Genomic DNA, 26,835 nt, shown 5'->3' with positions numbered 1-26,835 from the left:
GTCCAAGAGGAGTGTGGGTGGAAGGTGAGATAAGCTTAACACTGGAGTTGAGCGCGGAAAGTCTGTTGATGGTGAGCGTCTTTGTGCAGTTCGGCTTTGGAGCTTGCTGCTCATTACCTTTAGAGAATGAGGATAGAGATGATCAAGCCGCGCAGTTCTTTTGTTGACACCGATATTATTCGCCTACACTACCTGGAATGGGATCCGGCACAACTGAACACGGCTCAGGAGCAGAGCCTGGAATGGGATAACGATAATATTCCCCTGATACTGCTGCATGGGTTGGGCGCGACTGCCGATACCTGGCACCTGGTAGCTGAACGGCTCTACAAGCACTCTCCGGTCATCGCCTTTGACCTGCGGGGCCATGGCTTAAGTGAGCAGTCGGAGACGGGTTATGACCTGGTGAATATCGCCGAGGATGTGGTACATGGTATGGCGGCCTTGGGCCTGGGGCAGGTCGCTCTGGTTGGGCATGGCTGGGGGGGACGTGTGGCCCTGGCCCTGGCCGCGCGCCATCCCGCGCTCATCAGCCATCTTGTGCTCGTCGATTGCCCGCATGTCGAACCGCGCTATTGGCCTGGAATGACGCGGGAGCGCTTTTTACGTGGGCGAGGTGACCAGGAACGCTCGCTCTCCTGGAACGATTTTGTGCGCGAGATGCGTGAGGAGATGGATGATTTCTGGACGCCAGACATTGAGGCCATTGTGCATACCTATGTGCGCGAGAATCCGGATGGCAGTGTTGAAGAGCGCCTGGGACTTGAGCAGCAGCGGCAAATTCGCGCCTCGCTCTGGGATGATCGCGCCCTGGACTACTATGGCAAGCTGACTTGCCCGGTCCTGTTGATACCCGCGGCGGCCCAGCCTCGGCAGGGTGAGGATCCGCCCGAGCGCCTGGAAAGTGCGAACGAATTCGCCGCTGCCAAGGGCTATATGGCCTCTCAGGTGGCACGCGTCATCTCGCGCTGCTCGGTGCTCTGGATGCCGCACACCGCGCACGATATTCAACTGCATCGGCCAGATATTCTCTCACAGGCGATCATCGACTTTATGGCTGAGTAGTTTATTTTTCGCAAGAGGAAGTGCGATGAGCATGGCATCCGCCATGCTCATCGCACTTCCTCTTGCGAAAATACACTGGTAGAAAAGGTAGGTCTGGTTATGGCGAGAGTTATTTATCTCAATGGAAACATATATACGATGGATGCGGCGCAACCGCGCGCGCAGGCTATGGCGATTGACCTGGCCAGTGGGCGCATTCTCGCTGTGGGCAGCGATGACGAGGTCCGTCGCCTGGCTGATATGCAGAGCGAAATGGTTGACCTGCGTGGCAAGACCGTTTTGCCAGGCTTTATCGATGCGCATATTCACCTCATGAGCGCCGCCTATCGCGCGCATCATATCGATGCGGAAATGTGTACCAGCGAAGACGAGGTCGCCGAACTCGTGTGCCAGCGCGCGCAACAGACCCCACCTGGACGCTGGATTCAGGGCGGGCGCTGGGATAAAAATACCTGGACGGGCAACAGCGCGGGCCGCTTCCCCACAAAGGCTTCGCTTGACGCGGTAGCCCCCCATCATCCTGTCGTGCTCTGGAGCAAGGATGGACACCTGCTCTGGGTCAACTCTCTGGCCCTCCAGCGCGCAGGCATTACCGCCGAGACACCAGAGCCTGAGACAGGCGCCATCTTGCGCGACGGATCAGGCGAGCCAACGGGTGTCTTGCAGGAGGAGGGAGCCACGGAACTGGTATATCGCGTAGTTGAGCACTCGGACCCCGAACTGGATCGCCTGCTGATAGAGCGCGCCTTGAGCCAGGCCCAGCGCTATGGTATCACTACCGTGCATAATATCGAAGGCGAGAATACCTTGCAACTCTTCCAGCAGTTGCGTAGCGAGAATAAACTTGGTGTGCGTGTGCAGATGATTCTTCCACGCCAGATGTTGCCACAACTGCGCGAGTATGGCATCAGCATGGAGAAGAATGACCTGGTAGGGGTCAGTGGCATCAAGATTTTCGCCGATGGAACGCTGGGTTCGCAGACCGCAGCCATGCTAGAAGGCTTTGAAGGCAATCCCAACAATCGAGGCATCCTCTCAATTCCCGAGCAAGAGATGCAGGATGTCGTGCGTGACGCAACGGCTATGGGCTTGACAGTCGCTATTCATGCTATTGGCGACCGGGCGGCGCGTGTCGCGCTCAACTCGATTGAATATGCTCAGAAGTGGGCGCAGCGCGAGGGTCTCTCGCCCCAGGCATCGGCGCTCCGCTATCGCCTTGAGCATGTGCAGTTGATCGCGCCCGAGGACCTGGAGCGGATGAAACGCCTGGGCGTGGTTGCCTCCATTCAACCCTATCACGCCGTCGCCGACCGAGACCTGGCGGTACGCTACTGGGGCAAGCGTCACAAGCGTGCCTATGCCTATCGTACTATGCGTGCTATGGGAATTCCCATTGCCTTGGGCTCTGACGCGCCTGTAGAGACATATGATCCGCTGAGTATTCTCTACGCGGCGACTGTTAGAAGCGATCCCTTTAGTCAGCGACCATCCTGGTTGCCAGACCAGGCGCTTGACATACGAGATGCGCTCTGGGCCTATACCTTAGGCGCAGCCTATGCTGCGGGTGAGGAGCAAGTGAAAGGATCGTTAACAAGAGGCAAGTTGGGAGATGCCATTGTCCTGCGCGACGATATACTCGCAGTACCGCAACAAAAAATGCCTGAGAACGGCGTCGCAGCCACGATCTTAGGGGGCCATATCGTGTACGGGAGCATCTAGAGCGGGGTTAAGGCGTTTTGGTTTGTATAGTCCTTTTGGCCTATGCTTCAAGGTGTTTCAAGCTGTACCAGGATATGCATATGCTAATATACACATCAATGAACAGCACATTGACTGTAAACACCAATACGGTGCTCGCGGGTGACGGGCCCGCGCATTAGCAATGTAGTATATGGAGGCAAACGCACATGCAGAAGTATTACCAAAAGGCTTGGCAATACTGTAAACAGCACCAGACAACAAGTATCCTTGCAGGACATGTTGTTATCCTGACCGTACTTACGATAGCGCTGCTTACGACGGGCTTCATCGGCTCTATGTCTAGCGCGTTCGCTGCTTCCTACTGTGGAAGCAATGACCAGACATACATTGTCAAATCAGGTGACACTCTCACTCAGATTGCGAATCAGTATGGTACTAACTTTAGCAAACTTGCTGACTACAACAAATTGACAAATCCAAATGTAATTTATGTTAACCAGCATATTTGTGTTCCCAAAAACGGGTCCACAACCACGACCTCGGATAATGGCTCAACCACAACGGTTCAGACCAGCACCACAGGTTACACAGCTCCTTTGAGTAAGGGAACTGGCAACTATTTTGCCTATCCTCAGTGCACATGGTGGGCGACTGAGCGCTATCATCAGCTTCATGGTATTTATGTGCCCTGGACCACCAACGCGAATGCCTACCAGTGGGTTGACCGCGCTCATCAGTTCGGCTGGCGCGTCTCCTATACCCCTGTAAAGGGTGCGGTTGTTGTCATGCAGCCTTATGTGCAGGGTGCGGGTAGCCTGGGCCACGTGGCCATCGTTGAGAGCATCAACGCCAATGGTACCATCACCGCCAGCAACATGAACTGGGGTGCCAACCCTTATTCGGTGGCCTACACCACCCTCACTCCTGGCGCGGGCATCGCCTTCGTCTACTAAATTAAATAGTTCTTGTAGAGACAGAGAAGCGGTAAGCTTTCAGCTTACCGCTTCTCTGTCTCTACAAGAACTTGACCGGATAGTCTGATGAGCATGTGAGAAAGCTCGCCTTCTTTTCGCACAATGCCTGCCTAAAGGGGGAGAACGGGTCAAGGCGCTCTGCCCTTTGCGGGAAGTGAGAGATCTCCCAAGCCGCTATTCGGTGAAAGAGGGAACGGGGTCAAGGGACAGCGCCCCTTGCGGGGTTTGGGGTGTCCTCAATGCCTTTTTTACCCCCTTTGCCGCCGCAGGCGGCAGAAAAAACTGCACATCGAATTCGTTAGATCAAGTATAGGATAATAGATAGAGGGGAGGGATATAGGTGTGATGATACGCTAATACTAATGGCGTTGAATCCACTAAGGTGGTATGATATGCTACGCAAAGACGGATAGTAGCGTTTATTTTGGTAGTATAGTCGCCATTTCCACACGAAAGACTAAACAGCTAGCGGTTTAGAGAGGAACCGAGGGGAAAGTAATGACTTCAGCCTCGACCTGGGGAAACTCCGAATTTCATAGTGAAACGACCTTTTCTGCATCCCTCATACGAAAACTGTTGCAGCAGATGATGGTGCAGTTTAATGCGCATGGAGCTTGCATGGCCCTGTATGACGAGAGCGAGAACCAGATGTGCATTACATGTCATATACGCGTGCGCAACGTCGCATCCCTGGCTTCGGGCCAGCTACTGGAGCCTGGTGTGGCCAATATGCGCGTTCCCAGACGGCGTGTGACGCTCCAGCTTCAGCGTGATGAATCCGAGGAGCTGCATCGGGGTGAGGAGTTTGATCTTCCCGAGGTAGAAGATGTTACGCCTCAACAGAGCGAGCTTTTTGCCGTAGGCGAGTGTTATACACGAGGGCAGGATGCCATTGGACGGGTGTGGCAGCGCAATGAAGCCTTCCTCATGACCCATGATGAGTACCTCTCGATCTTTCATCGCAGCTATGGTCATACTCCCCAGGTAGATGTAACGCCCAGCGCCTACCTTGTCGTGCCCGTACAGGAAGTGAACACTATTGAGCTTCCTGAGAGCCAGAATCCACAGCCGCAGACGCTGGGTATCATCGTGCTCTACCAGCTAGAACACACTGGCGGCGCAGTCTTTCAGGTACGCCAGCGCCATGAAGCGTTGCAATACGCTGAACGTGTAGCGTTGTATCTCCAGAATGACCGTTTGCAGCGCGCGCAGAGGCGGACTGGTGAGTACTTGCAGCGCTTGCAGGATATCAGTACCGCTTTCCCCACGAATGTTAAGCTTTATGATCTTATTGAAGATATTTATCGCTTTGCCTCGCGGATGGTAGATGTCTCGTCGCTCCAGTTGACTCTCTATGATCGCGATACCGTCTGCCTCTATGATGTCTTTGCCATTGAGAATGGACAGCGGTGCGAAGAACTGCTGACAAATCCTACGGTCTCGACCAAAGAGGCGCGCCCCATATGGTGGGATGTCGCCCAGGTACAGAAGGAGAGCCTGCAATTCTCGCCCGCGCAAGAGCCAGCCTTGGTTGAGCGTTATGGCGAGCTCTTGCGGGGAGCCTGGGGCGATCAGAGCCAGGCCGAATCTTTCGTCTTTCTCCCGATGAAGATGTTTAATCGCGTTACGGGTTCTTTAAGTCTGGCGAGTCCCCGGACGGGCGCCTACCCTTCGCAGGAAGTTCAGGTTCTGGAGACCATGATCCAGATCGTGACCGTGAGCATCGAGAATGCCAAGCTCTATGAGCGGGATCGTCACCTCTTGCGAGATGCCAAGCAGCGCGAGGCACAGCTGGCCGCCATTAATAGTACCTTGCAGACCATTACCTCGGTGCTGGATATCAACGAACTCTTGAATGGCTTTGTGGAGAAGGTCGCGAGCCTGGTCGATGTCGAGTTATGCGTCTTCTTCCAGCTCTCACCCACGCATGAAGAGCTGGTCGCCGAGGCTATGTATGGCCGCCCGAGTGTCAGTCTGCTTGACGATGGAAGTGGGCGGCCCGCCATTGAGCCGCCGCACAATAAGGAAGAGCATGAGGCCCTGACACGTATGATCCGCCTCCCCTTCCGGGAGACCTTTCTGGAGCCGCAGATACGCGATGAGGCTTTCTTCTATCTCAACTCAGAGCGTATTGAAGAACTGGCCCAGCATAGTAACGAAGGGGGCATCTTTTTCCTGCACGCCATCCCGGCGCAACAGCTCCTGATGATCCCCATGTTCTACCAGGAGGACTTTATCGGCTTACTCTCAGTCTCGTTGCCCAAAGAGGGACGAACCTTTAAGCCGAAAGATGTTGGAATGTTGCTAGCGATCTGTGCTCAGGCCGCGAGTGCCATTCGCAATGCCCAGTTGTTCTCTGAGCGCGAAGAGGCCTATGCCGAGCTACAGCGCATGGATAAGCTGAAGGACGAATTTCTGGTCACCGCCTCGCATGAGTTACGTACCCCGATGAGCGCTATCATTGGGTATTCCAGCCTGCTCAAGCGTCAGAGTTCACGCATTGGCCCTTCGGATATTCTGCGCTTCGCGACTAAGATCAGTACCGCCGCGCAGCAATTGCATGATCTGGTTGAGAATATGACCGAGGCGGCGAAGATGGGCGCTGTCGATAAGAAGCTCGAGCTGAAACCCGAGGTGGTACAGGTGCGCTCCGTGGCTGAGATGGCGGCGAGCACGCTGCTCTTGAGCATTGAACAACGCATTAAGCTCCCTATTGATGAGCGTCTGTGGGTCAGGGCCGATGCGGTCCATCTGCGCCAGGTAGTCCAAAATCTCCTAGATAATGCGTCAAAGTACTCGCCAGCGAAGAGTGAGATTGTCGTAACAGCGGAAGAAGATATTCTCTCACATGTCGCGGAGAAGCTTCCCGAGGGTTCAATTGACCATATGACCATTGTCGAGCAGGGGAACGCTTCCGTCATCGTCATCCAGGTGCGTGACCAGGGAGAAGGCATCTTGCCAGAAGATCAGCAGCGCATTTTTGATAAATTTGTGCGTGCGCCGCGCTCGTTGACAACCCCGGTGCGCGGTTCGGGCTTAGGCTTGTATATCTCCCGGCGCTATGTTGAGGCCATGGGGGGCAAGCTCTGGTTGGAGAGTAGTGGGCTCAATGAAGGTTCTGTTTTCGCTTTTTATCTACTACAGGTAGAGCCGCCAGCCGAAGCAGGAGAATAACATGCAGGTGCAGAAGAAGCCGCAGGAGATCCTGATTGTAGACGACGACCCTATTATTCGCGATATGATGGTGGATATTCTCAGTTTTGAAGGCTATCCTATTGTGATTGCGCGCAATGGGCGTGAGGCCCTGGAGAAGATGCTTCAGGGACATGCTTATCTCGTATTTCTTGATATGCTCATGCCCATTATGGATGGACGTGAGGTATGCCTGGAACTGGCGCGCCAGCCAGATATACGCATGCGTCACGCCATCGTCTTAATGTCCGCCCTGGACAATCTCTTAGATACCATTCCCTTGCAAGTGGACGCGACGATGCCCAAACCCTTCTCCGTTGATGATGTTTTGCGCATCGTTGAGCCATTTATGCGCACATAGTAGAGACATAAAGTTTTAAGGTGTTATTTGTATGAAGTTGCTAAAAAATAGGAAAATCGGCACTCACGAATTATTGTTTGTGGGATTGCTGGTGCTGGCATTTGTGATACGCCTGGGTTTAATCAGTCAGGGATGGCCGGCGACAAATAGCGATGAAGGTACGATTGGTTTGATGGGCTTGCACATCGCGTTTAACGGTGAGCATCCCACTTTTTATTATGGTCAGTATTATATGGGACCACACCAGGCCTATGTTGCCGCCTTACTCTTTCGCCTCTTTGGTTCCTCGCTTTTTATGCTGCGTTTCGGTCTGCTGCTGATTTTTACCCTCTTTCTGCTTAGTACCTACTTACTGACACGCCTCATCTATAGCAAGGGCTGGGCGCTGTTCTGCCTGTTTCTCCTGGGAACTGGCTCGTCATTTGTAATGGCACGGGAATTATCGGCTATCGGTGGCTATACAGAGACGCTGCTCTTTGGCTCACTCCTCTTCTTGCTGGCGAGCTGGCTCGTTATTTCTTATCGTCCATATCAACGCTTGCGTGAGTGTCGTTGGCGTATTGTCGTCTACCTGGCATGGGGATTAATCGCGGGCACAGGCCTCTGGGATGATATGCTTGGTGCTCCCTTCGTCTTGATGACGGGCTTGCTCCTCATGGTCTTCTGCTGGCGCGAGCTGCTGCAATTGATTACGCCCCTGGCTGCGCTCATTGGTTTGCTGGTAGGGGCATTCCCCATGCTCTACTACAACCTGCACGCTGCCCCTGGCGAGGACTCGCTCTCTGTGCTCAATGACTTGCGTAACAGCGGTGGAATGACGACGCATCTAAAAATCCTGGCGCTCAAACATGCTATCGATATCAGCGTCCCTATGATGACGGGTGAGCCTTTCTGCCAGGCCAATGAACTGGCCTTGCTGGGACCAACCACCTCGTATTCGCAAAGCTGTAACCTGATTCGTGAAACCTGGGGCTATAGCTATATGCTGCTCCTGGGGATTGCGATTCTTCTGGCGCTCTGGGGCCTGTGGGGAGCCTGGAGAGAATGGCGTGGTAATCGCCAGGTCGAGCTAGAAGCGGCTACGCTGGAATCTACACACTGGCTACGCCGCCAGGCCATTCACCTGGCATTGCTCATCAGCGCGGTTCTTACTTTTTACCTCTATGCCTTTAGTTATGCCCCCGTTGGTTGGCCAGGTATTCATGCCCGCTATCTGATCGGTTTTCTGGTGGCGACTCCCGCCATCTTCTGGCCTCTCTGGCAGGGTTTTATCTCTGTTCAGGCACGGTTACGTATGCTGGTGCAGGTCCGGCGCGTTGTCTGTGGCGCCCTGCTGGCACTGGTTGGCGCCCTACTAGTTGTGGGGTCCGTGAAGGCCTATACGGAGGTGCCAAGGATTAGCGCGAATAATGCTCGCGACATGGCCCTCATCGATACGCTGTTGAGTCATCATGTTACCCACTTCTATAGTGACTACTGGACATGCAACAAAATTATGCTTTTGAGCAATGAGCGTGTCATCTGCTCAGTGGTGAATGGGCAACTCCAGGATAGCCATAATCGTTATCATCACTATTATGACATAGTAAGTGCGGATCGCAAGGCAGCCTATGTCTTCCCCATTTATAGTGATTATGTAGTGAAAAGCGACAATCAATATACTCTCCCCATCGTCGATGAGTATGCGCCAAGGAGAGGTTTTACCTATCAAATTCTCGTCGCTAATGGATATGTGCTGGACCTGGCTCACTAAGCCCAGGCGAATGGGTGTCTTCGACTGTAACTGTGGATGACATAGTAGCAGGTGGTTCCTCTTGATGAGGAGCCGCCTGCTTTTTTGTGGCCTTTGTCAGGCGAGCGCCAAACTGAATAAAGGGGCGCTCAACGGCGACGAAGAGCAGGAAGACCAGGGGAATAATAAAGATGGCGAACCAGCCCCAGTAGACAGCGTAGCGCAACAAGGCTGGCCACTCGGGATGCCGAGCCACAAAGCTAGTGGGAAGGCGCACCAGATTCAAGTGCCACATATAGAGGCCATACGAAAGCAGGCCAAGCCAGCGGAGCGGCGTCCACTCAAAGGGACGTTTTAGCCAGCTTCGACCAAAGAGAATCGCCAGAATGAGCAGGCCATAGCCAATGCCATATCCCAGTTCAGCATAGGTCGCGTAATTCGCTGGTGTGAACACAGATTGCGTGAAGAATGGAAAGGCCTGGGGCGCTGATTGCGCAAATTTCCAGGCGAACATCGCTAACTGCCACAGGAGCGCGAACACGAAAAGCACAGGGCTCAAGCAGCTCAGCCAGCTTGCTAATATACTGGAAGAGTGGGCCCCCCCCTTTCCAGGCATGCTTTGAGTGTAGATATAGAGCGTACTTACCAGCATGCCCATGGCGAAATCCTCCATAAATTTGCCATGGAGTCCAGCCACAGGTGCGCCAAAACCAAAGAAGAGAAAAAGGTTAATCAACCAGCTCGTGAGGCGCGTGGTGGCGAGCTGTGGATTGGCAACCAGGTAGATGCCCAGCCAGCGTGAAAAGACGCCCCAGGCAGCCAGTACAAACAGACTACCTATGATCCATCCCAGGCGGATACGGGGATTGCTTGAGCGCTGTGAGCAGCGCTCTACCAGAAAGGCAATCCCTAGCGCGATGAAGGGCAAGGCCAGGTAGAATTGCCATTCCACCGCCAATGTCCAGAAGGGACCATTGATCTGCTTATAGGCATCGGCCGAGGAGTCAATAAAGAGAAACAGAAAAGATAGCAGGCCCTGCCAATGATGGATGCTAAGATAATCCGGGCGAAAGAGCAGGATCATCAAGAGCAGCGAGACATAGTAAGCGGGCAGGATACGGAAGATACGCCGCAGGTAGAAGCGCTTCCATGAGGGGCGGGGTTTGCGCCAGAGAATGGCACTTGCGAAGGGCATAAAGAGCAGAAAACCTGAGAGGACAAAGAAGAGATTGACCCCTGTATCTCCCGCGAAAGCCACAGCCGAAAAGAGGGGATTGAATTGCGAAGCTGTCCATAAAGGCACATCTCGCGTCGTAATCAATGAGAGATGGAAGGCCACGACAATCAAACAGGCAATGGCGCGTACCCCGTCCAGCGCGGCAATGGTATTCTGCTTATGGTCGGCCTGTTTCCCCTCTAGAAGATAACTGATATACGGAAAAATACGTTTCCAGAATGGTATCGTACGTGATTCTAACTCTTTCTGTGCCTGCATCGAAAATCCTCTACGATTGTTGTACTTCTGACCCTGGTCGCTCTATGTACAAACGGACAAAGAATAGCAAACGCAACTACCATAGGACCAAGTGTGAAAGGAAGTGTAATGACCAGCTAGCAAAGCCAGCCCGCCATTGCACTTCCTTTCACACTTACACCTCTTCTAGCTGGGCGGGGACGGCTGGCGCGCCGGGCCAGCTAATGGGCAGGCCCTCAAGGCGCATGATCTTGAGCGCGTTAGACGTGGGGCAGGGACCCGTACGCAGGCAGTAATCAAAGCTCATTTTGCCTTTGATGACGTGCTCGCGGAAATGATAGTTGTAGATTTGCGGAAGTTCGTCAGAGAGTGCGACCAGTTCCAGGTCATGCGTCGAGATTGCTCCCAGGCAGTGCTGGCCCGCCAGGGCATAGATATAGGCGTGGCTGCCGATCAGTCGCTCGCGGTTATTGGTGCCTTTGAAAATCTCGTCAATCAAGAAGAAGAGCGGGTAGCGTGGCTGGCCCTGCAAGCGCGAGAGAATCTGGCGTAGGCGTCGCACCTCGGCGTAGAAGTATGAGTAGCCATCTGTCACCGAATCCACGACGCGGATACAGCAGCAGAGCTCAAAGAGCGTGGTACGCAGCGAGGCCGCATTGACTGGTCCACCCGCGTAGGCCAGACAGAGATTGAGTCCTACAGTACGCAGGAAGGTGCTTTTCCCCGCCATATTAGAGCCTGTAATCAGCATCACATCGCCCTGACGTGCGAAGCTGACATCATTGGTCACCTTGCCCTCTGGCTCTAGTAGCGGGTGCCCAAGTGCCGTACCCTGGAGCAAGGGCGCGTCTCCCCGCTTCTCCTGGGCGACTACCTCTGGCAGGGTGTATTCAGGGTTGAGATAAGCGAAATTTGCCAATGAGCAGAGCGCCTCCAGCTCAAACCAGGCCGAGAGCCACTGAGGCAGGTTAGTAATGGCGACTTGTTTGGAGAGGGCCAGCTGGTCCGCGATATAAGCGTCCCACGGCAGGATGGCATTCAGGAAGAGCGCCCCCACCTGGTCCTGTGAGAACGAGGCCATGCGTGCCAGGCGACGTAGGCGTGTCAGGAGGTGTGTAGGACCCTGGGCTTTCTCCTGCGCGAAGGGCGCGCATAGCTCTTGCAGGCGCGAACCCTCCTGATAGGGATAGTGCTCCAGGTAGCCAAAGATATCCCCCAATTGCGCGAAGCTCTGGCTGATAAAAGAGGCGTCCGCGAAGAGAGCCAGGCGGTCGCGCATAGTAAAGAGCGACCAGGACACACTTACCAGCAGCGAGACCAGAGGGACCATCACGGGAAGTATTCCCAGCGCGTAGAGCAGGAGCGATGCGAGTAGGATCACCGTCAAGACGCAGGGGACGAGTAACTTATAGCGTGGCGGACGCGGCGCGTCATCCTGGGCCAGCCAGAGCAGGATGCGTTTGGCATCAAAGAGTTCGCTCATGTAGCGCGTTGTGTAGAGCGAGTGAAAGGCCAGCTTGTGGCGAAAGCGCGTCTGTGTGGTCAGTTCGCGCACCAGGGCCTGGCGCTGCTGAATGGTCTCCAGGTCTGGCTCGCGCTGCAAAAGCCACTTGCGCAGATGCAGCGAACCCTCATGAGAGAAAGCTGTATTAAGCAACTGGTGCAGCGAATACTCGCCCGAGATATCCAGGTCGTTCTCAAAGGGATGATCTGATTGCTCGCTCCTGGCTGGCACAGCGGGAATATGCTCCCAGTCCAGCGTAGCGCGGGCCACCTGCGTCTCATAGAACTGTACCAGGTTTTTTAGTTTGAGCGCGCTATCGCTGTAGGCCACCTGTTGCTTGCGAGAATAGTAGAAGTACGCTATGGCGCCCAGGATGGCTAGCACACCCAGCGGGCGAAAGATCGCGAGCAGCACGAAGCTAATCACAAAGCCAAGCAACAGCGCCATGACCTGCTGCCAGGCGAAGTAGTTTGATTTTAGTTCACGTCTGGCGCGACGAGCTTCGAGGCGCTCAATCTGATGTTGAAGAAGGGCGAGGCGTTCTGTTCTGGTCGTTTTCACGCTAAAGTCCTTGCTCAGAAAAATACTGGATTTGTATGTAAAAGATTGGTCTTTGGTTGCTGCCCAACGCAGCGTCGGGTCTTATCGCACGTCTGCTTTATAAAGTTGGCAAACAATAACTCTACCTGACATAGCATAGCAGAAACACGTGCCCACTTTCAATTTTTTCTATATGCGCATTTTAACTTGAAAAAAAGCGCTTTTATTTATAAATAGTGGACATATAATCATTTTAAAGTTATCATCTATTGTTATTCCTTCGTATTGTCTTTGTAGAAATTACGACCTGCAATTACAGCCTCGTCAAGTTAAAGAACCCCTGTACACATTGTTTTTCAAGCTCCTGATAGGCAGTGTGGTTGATGTGTTGGGAGGAGAAAAAACTATGACCTCTGAAAACCCCTTCGAGCGCTCCTTTATGTCATTTACGTCGGTCAATCAGTTTCATGTGCCGAAGGAGCAGCGGGGCCGCTGGGCCATCTCCAACCTGCTCTCATGATTTTATTCCCTTATTGTTCTGCCCACGCATTGACTACCCAGGTTTCAGTTTTGCTATAGGTCAGGAGTGATGTTTCCCAACCTTCCAGTACCAGGGCCAGGGGGCGTATGGCTAGCACAGGATCAGGATGATGGCGTTTGCTTTCCCATTTCACGTGAGCCGCGACCATACTGGCAACAAACGCCAGTATTTTTTCTTGCCCTGGTCGAACCCGACGAATAACCAGAAGCTCGCCCACAAAGTTGCTATTAGGCGCTAGTGGTGTTGAGTTATTGATGTATGCACGGGTAAACATCCAGTCTTCCGGGGCATCCCAGTTTACTTTGTGCCCTTCACGAAATTCAGAGAGGATGGGCTCATCATAACCATATTCGCGCACAAAGGCGTTGGCCATATCCCATTCACCCTGCCACGTGTGCGCGTCGACTTCTGTGATACCACTCTGAGTCATGCCCAATATAACAGCAATGGTGCTTGTTGGCATCTTAATAGGGCAGGTAAAGAGCCATTGGTTAGGCAGAGGGTTATGTGTATCGCGCCTCTTCTTCATAGGTATTCTCTTGTATCAAGCTATGAAAGCTTACTCTTCTTCTGGAAGTGGAGGACGAGTAAATTTGAAAGCTTCTTCTTTGCAAGCGCCAATCTTCCAGAAATTATCTCGCGCCTCCGTCAAACTTAGCCAATTGGGTCCACCAAAAATCATGTCTGCTCCATGATCATCTTGTCCATCATCTTCCCAAAAGCAGACAGGGCAAATATCATAGCCTCCCCTGCTATCCAGTGTTTTATAGTAGCAACATGGGCATCTATATTGCACTCCCTCTCTTCTGGGAGCGAAAATCAGACTATATCCTTTCCCCCGTGTCGCGAACAAAGCATAGCTCTTGTATTTCTTTGTTTCTTTGCTTGATGCGTTCTTGTTCTCTGCGTAATTCTGTCAATGTCTGCTCCCGGGGCGCAGGATAAGTGACTGTGCCCCTAATTTTTTTGTAAACTTACTTTTGTGGTATAAGATCCTTTGGTTCGGAGGCATACCAGGCTGTATAGCCGCAGTTGATACAAGTAAGAGCGGACAGAGGCGTGTTTATGGCTTGATCTGCGGACCATTTGCCGTTTTTAGAATTTTGTACCATTGGAAACACACGAAAAGGATATGAGTGAAAACCATACTCGATGGCCGTTGGAATACGTTGGCCCCCACACTCAGGACAGGGGCGTATCATGAATTGCTGCATACGTGGCTTGACTCCTTTATCTTAATAACTCTCTCTAGCTAAACGTATCAAGTAGAGAAAAGTGAAGCCCGTTTGTGTTGTTAGCCTTCCTATCTATCTGGTTGGTGGAGCAACGACGAAATAAAGGGGCGGATCGGCATAAATAGGCGCATAAACCGGCATGGGTAGTGGTTGGGGATGCTGGTTGCTGTCAGTTTTGCTGTCACGAGCATATGAGAACAAAGAAGAGGCCCGCGTGCAAGCTCTTGCACGCGGGCCTCTTCTTTAAGAGTGCCAAGGGCCGGGATCGAACCGGCGACACCAGCATTTTCAGTGCTGTGCTCTACCGACTGAGCTACCTTGGCGCAGGACATAATATAGCATGTCTCTTGCGAACCGTCAAGCCCCTTTGGCGACTTTTTTTGGCGGCGCGCAAAAATTGGTTCGCTTGCGGTGGAGCGCGCCTCCCTTTGCGGATGATGACACGTATATCTGCCCTTTTGGGTTGCCTGGGGATGCTTTTACCTCTTTCGTTTGTTATAGTAAGTAGAGAAAAGCTATAGATTTGCCGATAGTGAAACATAACATCATTTTATGGTTGGGGGGCGATGTGGGGCGGCACGGTTCTAGGCCCTTACCCCTTGCTTGTGTTTTATGACCTGCTATGCTACACTGTCAAATGGAATAATATAACTTATTTTGCCTTTACCTCCTGTGGCGGATGCAGGAGTGAAGATATATACAACACAAAAGAGATACGTTTGTCACATCGTGATACACATATAGTTCATTAGGAGGTCCTTTATACATTGACGAAGGATAAAATTCGAGTGGTGCCCCTGGGTGGCTTGGGCGAGATTGGTAAGAACATGATGGTCATCGAGTATGGTGATGACATCCTGATCGTAGATGTGGGGGTGATGTTTCCAGATGACGAGATGTTTGGCGTGGATCTGGTGATCCCTGATACGAGCTATCTGGCTGATAAGAAGCACCGTATACGTGGAATACTCATTACGCACGGACATGAAGACCATGTTGGTAGCCTCCCCTACGTCTTGCCAATGCTTGACTTTCCCCCCATTTACGCGACCCGCCTGACGCAGGGGTTGATTCAGGTGAAGCTGAAAGAGCATAGGCTGCTTGAGAAGACGATCATTAACGTGATCTCCCCTGAGGATAAGCTGGAACTGGGAAGTTGTGGGATTGAGTTCTTCCGCGTCAACCATAGCATTCCCGATGCGATTGGCATTGTCATTCGCACGCCCATCGGTACTGTTGTGCATACGGGCGACTATAAGTTCGACTATACCCCCGTTGATGGCAAGCCCGCCGATCTTGGTAAATTGGGAGAACTGGGCAATCAGGGTGTGCTGCTCATGATGGGCGATAGCACGCGCGTTGAGTCTCCCGGTTATACGCCCTCCGAGCGCGTCATCAATGACTCGCTGGACAAGATTTTCGCCAATGCGCCTGGGCGCGTGATCGTGGCAACCTTTGCCTCGCTGATCTCGCGTGTGCAGCAGGTGGTGGATACGGCGGAGCGCTATGAGCGCTTTGTGGCCCTGGTTGGGCGCAGCATGGTCAACAATGTGCAGATGGCCATTGAGCTTGGCTACCTGCGTGTGCCGAAGGGTATGTTGATTCGCGCCGAGGACATCAATAAGTTCAATCCCGGGCAGGTGGTGATCATCTGTACAGGAAGCCAGGGTGAGCCAACATCGGCTCTGACACGTATCGCGAACGAGGATCATCGCTTGGTGCGCATTCAGGAAGCGGACACGGTCATTCTCTCCGCGACTCCGGTGCCGGGCAATGAGAAGATGGTGCATCGCACAATTAATAGCCTCTTCCGCCAGGGGGCCGAGGTCTTCTACCAGGGCCTCTCCAATGTGCATGTCTCCGGACACGCCGCGCAGGAAGAGTTGAAGCTGATGCTGAGTCTGCTGCGTCCGAAGTTCTTCCTCCCCGTTCACGGCGAGTATCGCCAGTTGATCCTGCACGCGAAGCTGGCCTATTCGCTGGGTACTCCTGAGGAGCACATCGTGGTTGCTGAGGATGGCGATATCATTGAGCTGACGCAGGAGCGCATCGAGATGGTTGGACATACCACCTCAGGGAATGTCTATGTTGATGGCTTGAGCGTGGGTGACGTGGGTCAGATTGTCTTGCGTGACCGCAAGGTGCTGTCGCAGGATGGTATCCTGATGGCGGTGCTCACCGTCGATAAGGAGACTGGTCAGCCTATCGCGGGCCCCGACATCGTGACGCGTGGCTTTGTCTACATGCGCGATGCCGAGGAGTTACTGACGAGCGCTCGCGAGCGTGTGATTGACTCTCTCAGTGGCCTGAACGGCCATAGCTCCGACTGGTCCTTTGTGAAGGACAAGATCAAGAGCACGTTGAGCGAATATCTCTATGAGAAGACGCGCCGCCGTCCCATGATCTTGCCGGTCGTCATGGAAGTTTAAAAAACGCACATAAAAATGGGTCTAGGCATTCGCCCAGACCCATTTTTATGTGCGTTTTTGTGCACAGGCTTTGTACGGTTTGGCGCTGTTTTGCGTGTTATAGTAGTAAGTAGGAAAATAGCGCGGCGCGCAGTGAAAGGCAATGGGGCATGAAGCCGTACGAAGACGATGATGATATGGAGTTGGAGGTCGTCGACCTGGGCGATTTCGAGAATGATCCGGAAGATGTCTGGAAGAGTTCACTGCCATCGCGGGAGAAGACCGCCTCGCCGGAGTCGCGCGAGCCTCTTCCACTGTGGCGGAGGCGGCGCGTGCAAGTGCCTTTTGTAACGGCGGTCTTCTGTGTGGGGCTGGTGGCGTTGCTCCTGACCAGCGGAAGCTGGTCCTGGTTCGCTAGCAAATTCGTGCCTCAGCCACCCATCACTTCCGCAAATACCCTGGATATGGGTGAGTCATGCATCAATGATGCCGAACTGGCCCCCAATAAAGAGGTGATCGCGGTCATGGAGCGTGATTATTGTTATCTGCCCTCGCTCTCTCGTATCGAGGGGCGCACTGGTAATGCCAGACTCAAACTCTTTGACGCACACTCGAAGCGTCTCCTGGGCCAGTTTGCCCTCGCTAACGCGATTCTCGATATCGTTCATAAGCAGCAATTGAGGACGGAGGATGTGAGCGATATCTACTACCTTACTGTGAGCTGGTCACCTGATAGCAAGAAGGTGATTTGCGCCTTCCAACTGGCTCTGACACCCAGGAACTCGATGTTTGTAGGGACGCTCAGGACGCTGGCGGGCCTGTATGTGCTCGATCTGCCGAAACAAACGCATATCTACCTCGCCACTGACGAGTCCAGTGCCGCATCTCCTTCGAGCTTTATGGAACTGGGCCTGGTCTGGGATGTGCTGAAGGGCATCCAGGTTCCGCAAGCTGAGCGCGTGCTGGAGACCAGCGCCAATACTGGCTTACAATGGGATAGGCAAGGGCACCTGGTACATCCGCCAGCAGGTACGCTCTCTGGTATAGATGTGGGAAGTGTGCATAGTGGAGAGCCCTTTACTTTCTGGCAGCCTGGAAAGGTCCAGGTCTTGGATACGACGCCGGAGAGGCAGTATGTCTGGAATGCCTCCTGCGTGAGCTGGTCGAGTGATGGGCGCTACATGGCTATCCTCTACTGGCAAGCGCGTATAAGCCTACCCGGGCAAGCGCCCTTAGCGCCGGATGTGTTGAAGGGAGCCTCACTGGATCAATTGCCGGTCCTGCCGGTGCATGATAAAGCTCTCGAGATGCTTCTGCGTTCCCAATCTAAAGGTCTGGAGACGAAGACGTTTGCCTGGCGGTCCGATGGCCAGGTGCTGGCAGTGTATGATCATCAAGGAGAGCGTCTCTCGCTCTATAATGCCAATACGGGCGCGCTCTGGCGTGTGTATGGTGTCTCCGTGAGTGATCATAACGATGAGGCGGCGGACCTGATCGCCTCCAGCGTGCTGCAATGGACCCCCGATGGCAAGACACTCTTCCTGGCCCTGCGCACCGGTTCCATGCAGCTCTGGCAGGGAAGTGTCCTTCCCGCCTGATGAGGTTGTGGTGCTGCATGCAGCACCACAACCTCATCAGGCGGGAAAAACTCCTGTTCTGCTACTTGCTTCTTTTGAACATCTGCGCTATCATAACGGGTGTCTCCGACGTTATGCACTCAGGAGGGAACCTCATTATGGCTGGTAGTAGCTCGAAAAAAGAGGCGAAGAGCCAGGTAAGCGGCACTTCGCGCGTGAGTAGCGCCGCGGGCGCGGTTGGTTCGCAAAGCGTACAGAAGGCTCAAATGGAGCAGCGCACGAACCTTCCCTCTTCGCGCCAGGGGCAGACTCCGCGTACGCGTGCCAGCGCTTCGTCTTCGCCTTCACGTTCGGGTCGTGGAGCATCCGTGTCGGGGGCGCGCAAGAAGGGCGCGGCCTCTAGTCGTCCGGGCGCGTCTCCTCGCTCTGCCGCTCCCCCTCCTGCCACTAGCGATACGCGCTTTCTTCAGTGGGCGCAGCAGAAATGGGCCTCGTTGGAGGCACACCAGCGCCAGCGGGTATTTAGTAGTGTGCTGTTGGTGCTTTCTCTGCTCCTCTTTGGCTCGCTGACCTTCTTTAGTAAGGTTCCCGTTCTGCGCAATATTAACCAGTTCTTTCTCGTCTTCTTTGGCTGGTCGGCCTATCCGCTCTCCATCGGGCTGGTGCTCTTCGCCGCCGCTCACTTAATGGAAGGCTTGCGCAATGAACGCTTGGTGCGCCTCTCTATGGTCTGGGGACTGGTCGTTATCTGGCTCTTGCTCCTCGTGGAGAGTCGCTTGCTGCTGGGCTATGGCAAGGCGGGCGTGCTGGCCGACCTGCTGGCGTTGCCGCTCCTGGGCTGGCCGACTGCGGTCGCACACGTAGGACTAATTGGCCTGCTTATCTTAGCTATTATCCTTACCTTCCGTATCACCTTTGGCCATGTTCTGCTTGTCGTGGGTTTCTTCCAGCGCCTGGTCGCTGATCCCCTACCGCGTGCAGGTGAGTCTGATGAGATGGAGCTGAGCGAGAGGCGGCGGATCTCCGCCTTCCTGGGACAGCGCCCGCGCTTCAGTCGCTTTGGCCGCAGCGCCGGTATTAAGATTGGGCCTCAGGATGATGAGGAGGAAGAGGAGGAGATCGACGAGACGCCAACGATCCCCAATGACCGCGAGGCAGTACAGCAGATCGTGATGGCCGCCAAGAGGCGCTCCGCTCCTCCTCAGCAATATGAGGACGAAGAGGATGATGAGAATGTTGAGTTTGAGCAGGACTTCGGCTTTGATGACGAAGACGATGACCCGCGCAACGATATCAATATTCATAAGCACCACGTTGGCTCCGTGCCACGCCGGGACCTCAAGGTTCCCCCGGCGCTCGACGCCAGGGGCTATGCCAACTCGGTGCGCGGCGCTAACCAGCAGGAACTGCCCTTCAATGAAAGCCAGGCGCGGCGCGCAGGCGCAAAACGTGGCGAAGAGATCGCGAACAGCCGTATGGAGCCGCTCGCGCCCAATCCCCGCTTGGGCAAGCGCCAGGAGCAGCAGGCGATAAATCTGCCAGGGGCAGAGGCCGTCCCCAAAATTCCTAAGGGCGCGAAGAATGTTCCATCCCAGGTCATGCCGAACGTGATCTCGCGCTGGAAACTGCCAGAGAACACACTGCTCAATAATGCCGAAGAGACCAAGCTCCAGGCCTATGGCGACGACACGGCTGAACTGGCGCGCCTGATTCAGGAAACCCTGCACAGCTTCCATGTCAATGCCGAGGTGCGCCCGGAGGATATCAGCATTGGGCCTACCGTGATTCGTTTCGGTATTCGGCCCACCGGCAAGGCCTCGATGATCAAGGACGACAAAACCGGCAGGATGATTCCCGCGCTCGATGCCGCCGGGAATATCGTTTATGAGACGCGCACGCGTGTGAGCCGCATTATGGCCCTGCAAAACGACCTGGCCCTGGTGCTCGAAGCCAAAACGATTCGTATGGAGGCACCCGTCCCTGGCCGCCCCTACGTCGGTGTGGAGGTCCCTAACAAGAACAGTCGCATGGTGACCCTGCGCGAGGTGCTGGAGAGCAAAGAGTATCTCGCCGCGAAGGGGAAGTCCAAGCTCTCTATTGGCCTGGGCAAGGACGTTGCCGGTCAGGTGCGCCTGGGTGACCTGGCGCGTATGCCGCACCTGCTGATCGCGGGCGCGACTGGAGCTGGCAAGAGCGTCTGTATCAATACGATTATCGCCAGCATCCTGACGCAGGCCACGCCCGATGATGTACGCATGCTGATGGTTGACCCCAAAATGGTTGAGCTGAGCCTGTACAATGGGATTCCGCACCTGCTCTCGCCCGTGGTTATTGATGTCGATAAGGTGGTGCCGCTCTTAAAGAACGCCATCAATGAGATGGAGCGGCGCTATCGCCTCTTCTCTCAACTGGGCGTGCGTAACCTGGACGGTTACCGCAAGATGCGCCGCGAGCGCATCGCCAATGGCGACACCTCGCTGAATAATCTCCCGGCAATCGTGATCATTATCGATGAGCTGGCCGACCTGATGATGGCCGCCCCCGAAGAGGTGGAGTCCATGATATGTCGCCTGGCGCAGCTAGCGCGCGCGACCGGTATTCACCTGGTTATCGCGACGCAGCGCCCCTCGGTGGATGTCATCACCGGCCTGATCAAGGCGAATATTCCCACGCGTATCTCCTTCATGGTCAGCTCCGCCGTGGACTCGCGCACGATTATCGATATGGGCGGTGCTGAGCGCCTGCTGGGACGCGGCGATATGCTCTATCTTCCGGCGGATGCAGGACGCCCTGAGCGCATTCAGGGGGCCTTCCTGGCTGATGAGGAAGTGGAGCGCCTGGTGGAATACTGGAGCAAGCAGGCCCAGGCTATCGCTAATGAGGGCGCTGAGGATCCAGTTGCCGCACCTGCGCACCAGGTGGTTGAGCCGGGCTGGGAGATCAAGGATGAGCCAAACTCCGATGACGTGGAACTGGATGACGAGCTGCTTGACCGCGCCGAGGAGATTGTGCGTGAGTATGGACGTGCCTCCATCTCGCTGCTCCAGCGCCGCCTGCGCATCGGCTATTCACGCGCGGCCCGCCTGATCGACCTGCTGGAGGATAGAGGCATTATCGGCCAGTTCGAGCCAGGAGGGCGTGCACGAGAGATTCTGGATAGCAGCAATGGTGGTGGATCGCATCATCACGCCGATGAGTCTGGCGACTCACTGGCCGATGTCGCAGAGGATATCGCCGCCGAAGAGCGTGCCCGTAACGACTTCCTCCGCCAGCAGGCCGCAAAACGTAATATAGCAGCAGGGCGCCAAGAAGAGTAATGCGTGGTGGAATGAGACTGTCTATTGTGCGAAAAGGCGTCAAATACTCGGTAGGGACCAACTTTAGCGCGTCCGAAGGCGATTCATCGCCTGTGGGCGCAGCCCAAATTGTTCCCTTCCATATCTCGCTTGATGAGTCGCTTCGTTCCACAACAAAAATTTGGCTTACGCCGAACTGCCATAAATGGCGTTCGGACGCGCTAAAGCTGGTCCCTACCGGATTGGTTGTCGCGCTCCTCTTCGTCCATTTCCCTGAGCAGTTTTTTATCTTGCTTGCTAGTGAGGTCGAGTTGGGCGTAAAGGTCGGGGCGGCGCAGGCGCGTCTTCTTCAGGGCCTCCTTGCGGCGCCAGCGCGCGATCTGCTCGTGGTGTCCCGAGAGCAGGACATCGGGCACGCGCCAGCCACGGAACTCGGGCGGGCGTGTGTAGTGAGGATATTCCAGCATATGGCTGGAGTGCGACTCCTCAGTGGTTGAGCCTTCGGCAAGAACGCCGGGCAAGAGGCGACTCACCGCGTCAACAACGATCATGGCCGCAAGTTCGCCCCCTGTGAGCACATAATCGCCAATCGAGATTTCATCGGTGACAAGGTGCTGGATCACGCGCTCATCGATGCCCTCGTAGTGCCCACACAGCAATGTGATGCGCGACTCCTGTGCCAGGTCCTGCGCGATCTGCTGGTTAAAGAGGCGCCCCTGGGGCGTCAGGTAGATGATGGGACCGCCCTGGTGGACCGCCTCAATGGCGTTAAAGATGGGATCTGGCTTCATGACCATGCCAGCGCCACCACCATAGGGATAATCATCCACGACATGATGCTTATCCGTTGTGGCATTACGAATGTTGTGGAGCGCCACGCTCAGCAGCTCACGGTCCTGGGCGCGCTTGAGAATGCTCTCAGTTAATGGCCCCTGAAACATGCCAGGGAAGAGGGTAAAAATATCAAAATGCATGATAATATTCCGGTCGTTAATGAAGCAGTATGTCTCCAGGGGGTATTAGGATGTGTTGGTGGGCTGGCTCCGCCAGCCCACCAACACATCCTAATACCCCAGTGAGCCACGCAGTGGTGATCTGTATTGAGAGAAAAGTATATCAAGTGAGGGGAAAAAAGACAAGAAAGCAGGAGGTGCGCATAAAGAGTATCTTTCTTTCTGCCAGGAGGTGTGCTACACTGACAGAAGCAATTTTAACCTTCTAACGAACTCCTGGTTTTCAACCGGCCAGCCCGTACATCTGCCAGATCAAACGTCGAGTGGAGTCTATTATTCCTATGTCCTGGTCTCAATCGCATCAGTCCGAAGATCTGCACGACCAAGTAACTCTTCTGGTTGGAAGCGCTATACAACTGCTAGGAAGCGATGCTGGTGTCTTTGTCATCTCCAATGAGGCCTTTGATCCACAGCGAAACGTTGAGTATATCGCCTATCATCTGCGCCCGGAGGTGCCTCCTGATCTATTACAGCGCGTTCAGGAGGGTTTGCAGCCTACCTCGCGCCACCCCATGGTGATAGAGATTCTGGAGCCTGCCTGGGCCAGGAGGGTGTATGGTGAGGAGCAGGTGGAGAGTAACGGCACGCATGACGCCAGCGGTGAGTCGCATGAGTCTGAGGCAGCACCTTCACCAGGCCCGGAGAGGGACGCGTCCTGGCACGAGCTAGAGGTTTGCTCACTCGCCGTCTTTGATGCGGCAGGCCCGCTGGGGACACTGCACTTTCTTCGCCCCACCGGTACCCGCTCATGCTTTGAAGTGCATGAAGAGAAGATTGGGGCGCGCCAGGGGAAGCGTACGTATGACTCCGACGCGGAAGAGGGAGGCGAGGAGAACGCCACTCTGCACATGTTTATTGTGCAACTGGCCGCGTCCCTGCGTTGTGCCTTTAAGGCACAGGCCCTGGTGAGCGAGCAGGAGCGCCTGGCTTCCATCTTTCGCTATAGCACCGAGGGCCTCCTGACCGTCGATAGCGCGCTAAGGATCATTGATTTTAATCCCGCCATGGAGAAGTTGACCGGGTGGCGCGAAAGCGAGGTATTGGGGGAATTATATTTCTCGGCACTGCGTCCTCGCGACCGGCAGGGCAATGAACTAAGCTTGCAGGAATCGCCAATCTTGCAAGCCTTCGCGGGCCAGCGTGTCGTCAACCGCGAGATGATTTTTACCACGCGTGATGGCCTGCCCGTCGATGTGCGTGTAACTGCCTCCTGTGTTCGTTCAGCGCGTGGGGAATTGCTCAATGGCTTTCTCACGGTGCATGATATCACGCTGGAGCGCGAGCAGGAGGAGCAGCGCTCGACCTTTATCTCCGTGGTCTCGCATGAGCTACAGACGCCCATTGCCATCATCAAGGGCTATGCCTCGACCCTGGCGCGTATTGGGAGTCGTCTCGCGCCCCAGGCCTTGCAGACGCGGTTGGTTGCGATTGAAGAGGAGGCCGACCGCTTAAATAAGCTGGTGGGGAACCTGCTGTATGCCTCGCGTATCCAGGCCAATGGCCTCCAGATGGAGATTGCGCCCCTGGATCTGGAGCCACTGATCGAGACAGTCGTCAGGCGCTTGCAGATTCGCTACGCCGACTTGCAGGCCACGCTTGAGATATCGCCTGACCTGCCGAGTGTCATGGCGGATCGCGAGCGTATTGAAGAAGTGTTACAAAATTTGCTGGATAACGCGATCAAATATTCGTCGGGCCAGCTTAAGATTACCATTTCCGCGCGTGCTACCAGCAACGAGGTCATTGTGAGCGTACGCGATATGGGCATGGGGATCTCACTACGCGACCAGGAGCAGATTTTTAAGCGTTTTCGCCGCATTGGCAATCCCCTGGCGCAGTCCACTCCAGGCACGGGTCTAGGCCTCTACATCTGCCGTGCCATCGTGGAGGCTCACGGGGGCCGGATCTGGGTAGAGAGTACCCTGCGTCAGGGGTCAACGTTTTCGTTTAGCCTGCCGCGCGAGAAGCAGGCACAGTTACCGATGGTGGTGTTTTGATGGAGAATGAAGTTTTCGACCAGCGTGATATGACCATTTTAATTGTGGATGACGAGCCACGCATCCGCGACTTTGTGCGTATGAACCTGGAAATGGAGCACTACCGCGTTATCGAGGCCAGTAATGGCTTGGAGGCGCTTGATCAGCTACGCGAGCACCTGCCTGACCTGGTAGTCCTGGATGTCATGATGCCAGAGATGGACGGCTTCGAGACCTTAAAAGCCATTCGCGAGGTCTCGACCGTGCCTGTGGTGATGCTGACGGTGCGCCAGAGCGAGCAAGATAAGATTCGCGGGCTGGACCTGGGAGCCGATGACTATATCGCCAAGCCCTTCAGCCCACCCGAACTACTCTCGCGTATTCGCGCCCTGCTGCGCCGCTCGCTCATGTCCCCCCCGGCGCGCAAGACCGAGATCGTGGTCGACGAAGACCTGCAAATAGACTTCGCGCGTCGCGAGGTCATGGTGCGCGGCAAGAAGGTCGTCTTGCGGCCAACGGAGTACCGTCTTCTCTATCACCTGGTGAGCAATGCGGGGCGGCTGATGACGCACGAGACCCTGCTCTCAAAGGTCTGGGGGCGAGAGTATCGCGACGAGGCCCACTATTTACGTCTCTACATCACCTATTTGCGCCAGAAACTAGAGGAAGATCCAGCCCATCCTAAATATATACTCACGGAACGTGGTATTGGATACCGCTTCAAAGAGCTAGACAATCAGTAGATCTCGCATCAGAGAAAGGATCAAGAAGCTAGCATGAATAAGAAGGAACGTGTTGAAGCCGTGCTACGCGGTGAGGCGGTTGACCGGGTTCCGGTGAGCGCCTGGTGGCATGATTACCAGCGTGAAGGCAGCGCCCAGACGTTGGCCGAGGCCACTCTGGAGAGCTATAGCCGCTATGACTGGGATTATGTCAAGGTCACGCCACGATCGAGCTATATTGTGGAAGGCTGGAAAGCGCGCTATAAGCCGTCCACGGAGAAGTATATGCCGCCTGTGTTGGAGGCCACGCCCATTCGTGGCTCCTCCGATTGGAAGCGCCTACGGCACATCGAGCCTGACCAGGGCGCGCTGGGTGAGCAACTTTTAGCACTACAACTGATCAACCACGCGTTGGGCTTTGAAGCCTACTTTCTGGAGACTGTCTTCTCGCCCCTGGCGGTGGCGCAGATTCTGGTGGGTGGGAGCGAACAGGTGCTTCTGACGATGCGCGAGGATCGAAATGCCATGCATGCCGCGCTCCGTGTTATCTCTGAAACGATTACCTCGTTTGCGATTGCCTGCCTGGAGCAGGGCGCGCATGGTATTTATTATGAAACCAATGGCTGGGCCAGCACCGAGCAGTTGACCGCCGACAAGTATCGTGAATTTGGCGAGCAGTATGACCAGGAGATTCTCGACGCACTGAAGAGTCGCAGCAAGTGTACGGCGCTCCATAATAGTGGCGCGAACATCCATTTTGACCTGCTGGTGAGCTATCCCATTCATGCCATCAACTGGGCCAGCGAGGCGAGTGGGAATCCCGACTTGCGCGATGGGCAGCGCCGCTCAGGGAAAGTTGTCATGGGTGGCTTGAGCCAGAGAGCCTTCCAGAAGGGCGCCAGCCCCAGCCAGGTGCAGGACGAGGTTGGTAGTGCGCTTGAAGCCACGGGCGGAAAGCATCTACTGCTCGCGCCCGGAGGTTCTCTCACCCCCGACGTGCCGACGAAGAGCCTCAATGCATTACGCCGCGTGTTATCTTGAGTTATCCTGCTTGACACTCTGAAGCGCATTCGCTATACTCACACATAATTTTAACCGCAAAATGGATGCACTCCATTTCGGTAGGGACCCGCTTTAGCGCATCCAAATGCCATTTATGGCAGTGCGGCGTAAGCCTGCTTTTTGAGGAGGCGTGTTTGCCTCACGATGGTGCAGACAGAGGCGTTTTTGGGCTGGGCCTACAGGCGATTAATCGCCTTTGTAGGCGCTAAAGCGGGTTCCTACTGATGGGAGAGCCGCCTTTGTAGGCGCGTACGTGAGTAGCGCTCTTGCGTGATCCGCTCTAATCGCCAAGGATGGCTAAGGACGGGGCAGGATGGAAAAAATGTTGTATAGTGTATTCGATATTCGTCTACGATAGAGAAGCTAGCGAGATACGCCTGGGTTGTCATGAGGTATGGGCGTGTATAGCGCGAAATAGTCAATGATGACGAACTGAATAGGAAGATAGAGTGTGCTACCAGT

The 26,835-nt window shown here is 54.7% G+C and carries 17 protein-coding genes and 1 tRNA gene; 12 read left to right on the top strand and 6 right to left on the bottom strand.

Annotation, left to right across the window (positions count from 1 at the left end; genetic code table 11):
* Positions 1–138 precede the first annotated feature (138 nt).
* From JMJ16_RS37485 to JMJ16_RS37460, 6 genes are all read left to right on the top strand, one after another.
* A complete protein-coding gene (locus JMJ16_RS37485; RefSeq protein ID WP_201389851.1) occupies positions 139–1,065 on the top strand; it encodes an alpha/beta fold hydrolase in 927 nt (308 codons plus the stop codon).
* A 99-nt stretch (positions 1,066–1,164) separates the two neighbouring features.
* Positions 1,165–2,784, top strand: a complete 1,620-nt coding sequence (locus JMJ16_RS37480; RefSeq protein WP_201389850.1) for an amidohydrolase — start codon at positions 1,165–1,167, stop codon at positions 2,782–2,784.
* Positions 2,785–2,972: 188 nt separating this feature from the next.
* Positions 2,973–3,719, top strand: coding sequence for a LysM peptidoglycan-binding domain-containing protein (locus JMJ16_RS37475; protein ID WP_201389849.1), 747 nt, complete (start codon positions 2,973–2,975; stop codon positions 3,717–3,719).
* A 519-nt stretch (positions 3,720–4,238) separates the two neighbouring features.
* A complete protein-coding gene (locus JMJ16_RS37470; protein ID WP_201389848.1) occupies positions 4,239–6,914 on the top strand; it encodes a GAF domain-containing sensor histidine kinase in 2,676 nt (891 codons plus the stop codon).
* A gap of 1 nt (position 6,915) precedes the next feature.
* Positions 6,916–7,293 carry a response regulator transcription factor gene (locus JMJ16_RS37465; RefSeq protein WP_201381364.1) on the top strand — a complete coding sequence of 126 codons (378 nt, stop codon included), beginning with the start codon at positions 6,916–6,918 and terminating at the stop codon, positions 7,291–7,293.
* Positions 7,294–7,324: 31 nt separating this feature from the next.
* Entirely contained in the window at positions 7,325–9,046 is a 1,722-nt protein-coding gene (locus JMJ16_RS37460; protein ID WP_201389846.1) for a hypothetical protein, read from the top strand.
* On the opposite strand, the gene JMJ16_RS37455 is transcribed toward JMJ16_RS37460, so the two are convergent.
* The 5 genes from JMJ16_RS37455 to JMJ16_RS37435 all read right to left on the bottom strand — a co-directional run bounded on the left by JMJ16_RS37455 (position 9,015) and on the right by JMJ16_RS37435 (position 14,642).
* Positions 9,015–10,520: an acyltransferase gene (locus tag JMJ16_RS37455; protein ID WP_201389844.1), complete on the bottom strand. Its 1,506-nt coding sequence runs from the start codon at positions 10,518–10,520 to the stop codon at positions 9,015–9,017. The two genes, JMJ16_RS37460 and JMJ16_RS37455, sit on opposite strands and share 32 nt — an antisense overlap.
* 154 nt (positions 10,521–10,674) lie before the next feature.
* Positions 10,675–12,564 (bottom strand): hypothetical protein, encoded by a 1,890-nt coding sequence (locus JMJ16_RS37450; protein ID WP_201389842.1) that lies wholly within the window; start codon positions 12,562–12,564, stop codon positions 10,675–10,677.
* A 509-nt stretch (positions 12,565–13,073) separates the two neighbouring features.
* Positions 13,074–13,613, bottom strand: a complete 540-nt coding sequence (locus JMJ16_RS37445) for a hypothetical protein (protein WP_201389840.1) — start codon at positions 13,611–13,613, stop codon at positions 13,074–13,076.
* A 30-nt stretch (positions 13,614–13,643) separates the two neighbouring features.
* A complete protein-coding gene (locus JMJ16_RS57515) occupies positions 13,644–13,880 on the bottom strand; it encodes a CPCC family cysteine-rich protein (RefSeq protein ID WP_201389838.1) in 237 nt (78 codons plus the stop codon).
* A gap of 689 nt (positions 13,881–14,569) precedes the next feature.
* Positions 14,570–14,642, bottom strand: a tRNA-Phe gene (locus JMJ16_RS37435).
* A 444-nt stretch (positions 14,643–15,086) separates the two neighbouring features.
* Between JMJ16_RS37435 and JMJ16_RS37430 the strand changes: the two genes are divergently transcribed.
* The 3 genes from JMJ16_RS37430 to JMJ16_RS37420 all read left to right on the top strand — a co-directional run bounded on the left by JMJ16_RS37430 (position 15,087) and on the right by JMJ16_RS37420 (position 21,621).
* Positions 15,087–16,748, top strand: a complete 1,662-nt coding sequence (locus tag JMJ16_RS37430; protein ID WP_201389836.1) for a ribonuclease J — start codon at positions 15,087–15,089, stop codon at positions 16,746–16,748.
* A gap of 149 nt (positions 16,749–16,897) precedes the next feature.
* The gene (locus tag JMJ16_RS37425; RefSeq protein ID WP_201389834.1) at positions 16,898–18,325 is read left to right on the top strand and encodes a hypothetical protein; all 1,428 of its coding nucleotides are present in this window, start codon (positions 16,898–16,900) and stop codon (positions 18,323–18,325) included.
* Between the two features lie 137 nt (positions 18,326–18,462).
* The gene (locus JMJ16_RS37420; protein ID WP_201389832.1) at positions 18,463–21,621 is read left to right on the top strand and encodes a DNA translocase FtsK; all 3,159 of its coding nucleotides are present in this window, start codon (positions 18,463–18,465) and stop codon (positions 21,619–21,621) included.
* Between the two features lie 200 nt (positions 21,622–21,821).
* Here JMJ16_RS37420 and trmD read toward each other — a convergent pair whose 3' ends face one another.
* Positions 21,822–22,574: a tRNA (guanosine(37)-N1)-methyltransferase TrmD gene (gene trmD / locus JMJ16_RS37415; protein ID WP_201389831.1), complete on the bottom strand. Its 753-nt coding sequence runs from the start codon at positions 22,572–22,574 to the stop codon at positions 21,822–21,824.
* 320 nt (positions 22,575–22,894) lie between these two features.
* On the opposite strand from trmD, the gene JMJ16_RS37410 reads away from it, so the two are divergent.
* From JMJ16_RS37410 to JMJ16_RS37400, 3 genes are read left to right on the top strand one after another with little or no spacing between them, the layout of a single operon-like run.
* Positions 22,895–24,610, top strand: a complete 1,716-nt coding sequence (locus tag JMJ16_RS37410) for a cell wall metabolism sensor histidine kinase WalK (RefSeq protein ID WP_201389829.1) — start codon at positions 22,895–22,897, stop codon at positions 24,608–24,610.
* Complete coding sequence (locus JMJ16_RS37405; RefSeq protein ID WP_201370429.1) at positions 24,610–25,332, top strand: response regulator transcription factor; 723 nt, start codon at positions 24,610–24,612, stop codon at positions 25,330–25,332. The genes JMJ16_RS37410 and JMJ16_RS37405 overlap by 1 nt, the downstream gene beginning before the upstream one ends.
* A 33-nt stretch (positions 25,333–25,365) precedes the next feature.
* Positions 25,366–26,352 (top strand): uroporphyrinogen decarboxylase family protein, encoded by a 987-nt coding sequence (locus tag JMJ16_RS37400; RefSeq protein ID WP_201389827.1) that lies wholly within the window; start codon positions 25,366–25,368, stop codon positions 26,350–26,352.
* Positions 26,353–26,835: the final 483 nt, after the last annotated feature.

It is taken from the genome of Ktedonobacter sp. SOSP1-52 (genome assembly GCF_016587395.1).
Note: the sequence above shows the minus strand (reverse complement) of the source record. Positions and strands in the feature narration are given on the sequence as shown.

Excerpts from the sequence above, each read along its gene's own strand:
- JMJ16_RS37485 (WP_201389851.1), top strand. The coding sequence starts at position 139 with ATGATCAAGCCGCGCAGTTCTTTTGTTGACACCGATATTATTCGCCTA.
- JMJ16_RS37480 (WP_201389850.1), top strand. The coding sequence starts at position 1,165 with ATGGCGAGAGTTATTTATCTCAATGGAAACATATATACGATGGATGCG.
- JMJ16_RS37475 (WP_201389849.1), top strand. The coding sequence starts at position 2,973 with ATGCAGAAGTATTACCAAAAGGCTTGGCAATACTGTAAACAGCACCAG.
- JMJ16_RS37470 (WP_201389848.1), top strand. The coding sequence starts at position 4,239 with ATGACTTCAGCCTCGACCTGGGGAAACTCCGAATTTCATAGTGAAACG.
- JMJ16_RS37465 (WP_201381364.1), top strand. The coding sequence starts at position 6,916 with ATGCAGGTGCAGAAGAAGCCGCAGGAGATCCTGATTGTAGACGACGAC.
- JMJ16_RS37460 (WP_201389846.1), top strand. The coding sequence starts at position 7,325 with ATGAAGTTGCTAAAAAATAGGAAAATCGGCACTCACGAATTATTGTTT.
- JMJ16_RS37455 (WP_201389844.1), bottom strand. The coding sequence starts at position 10,520 with ATGCAGGCACAGAAAGAGTTAGAATCACGTACGATACCATTCTGGAAA.
- JMJ16_RS37445 (WP_201389840.1), bottom strand. The coding sequence starts at position 13,613 with ATGAAGAAGAGGCGCGATACACATAACCCTCTGCCTAACCAATGGCTC.
- JMJ16_RS37425 (WP_201389834.1), top strand. The coding sequence starts at position 16,898 with ATGAAGCCGTACGAAGACGATGATGATATGGAGTTGGAGGTCGTCGAC.
- JMJ16_RS37420 (WP_201389832.1), top strand. The coding sequence starts at position 18,463 with ATGGCTGGTAGTAGCTCGAAAAAAGAGGCGAAGAGCCAGGTAAGCGGC.
- trmD (WP_201389831.1), bottom strand. The coding sequence starts at position 22,574 with ATGCATTTTGATATTTTTACCCTCTTCCCTGGCATGTTTCAGGGGCCA.
- JMJ16_RS37410 (WP_201389829.1), top strand. The coding sequence starts at position 22,895 with ATGTCCTGGTCTCAATCGCATCAGTCCGAAGATCTGCACGACCAAGTA.
- JMJ16_RS37405 (WP_201370429.1), top strand. The coding sequence starts at position 24,610 with ATGGAGAATGAAGTTTTCGACCAGCGTGATATGACCATTTTAATTGTG.
- JMJ16_RS37400 (WP_201389827.1), top strand. The coding sequence starts at position 25,366 with ATGAATAAGAAGGAACGTGTTGAAGCCGTGCTACGCGGTGAGGCGGTT.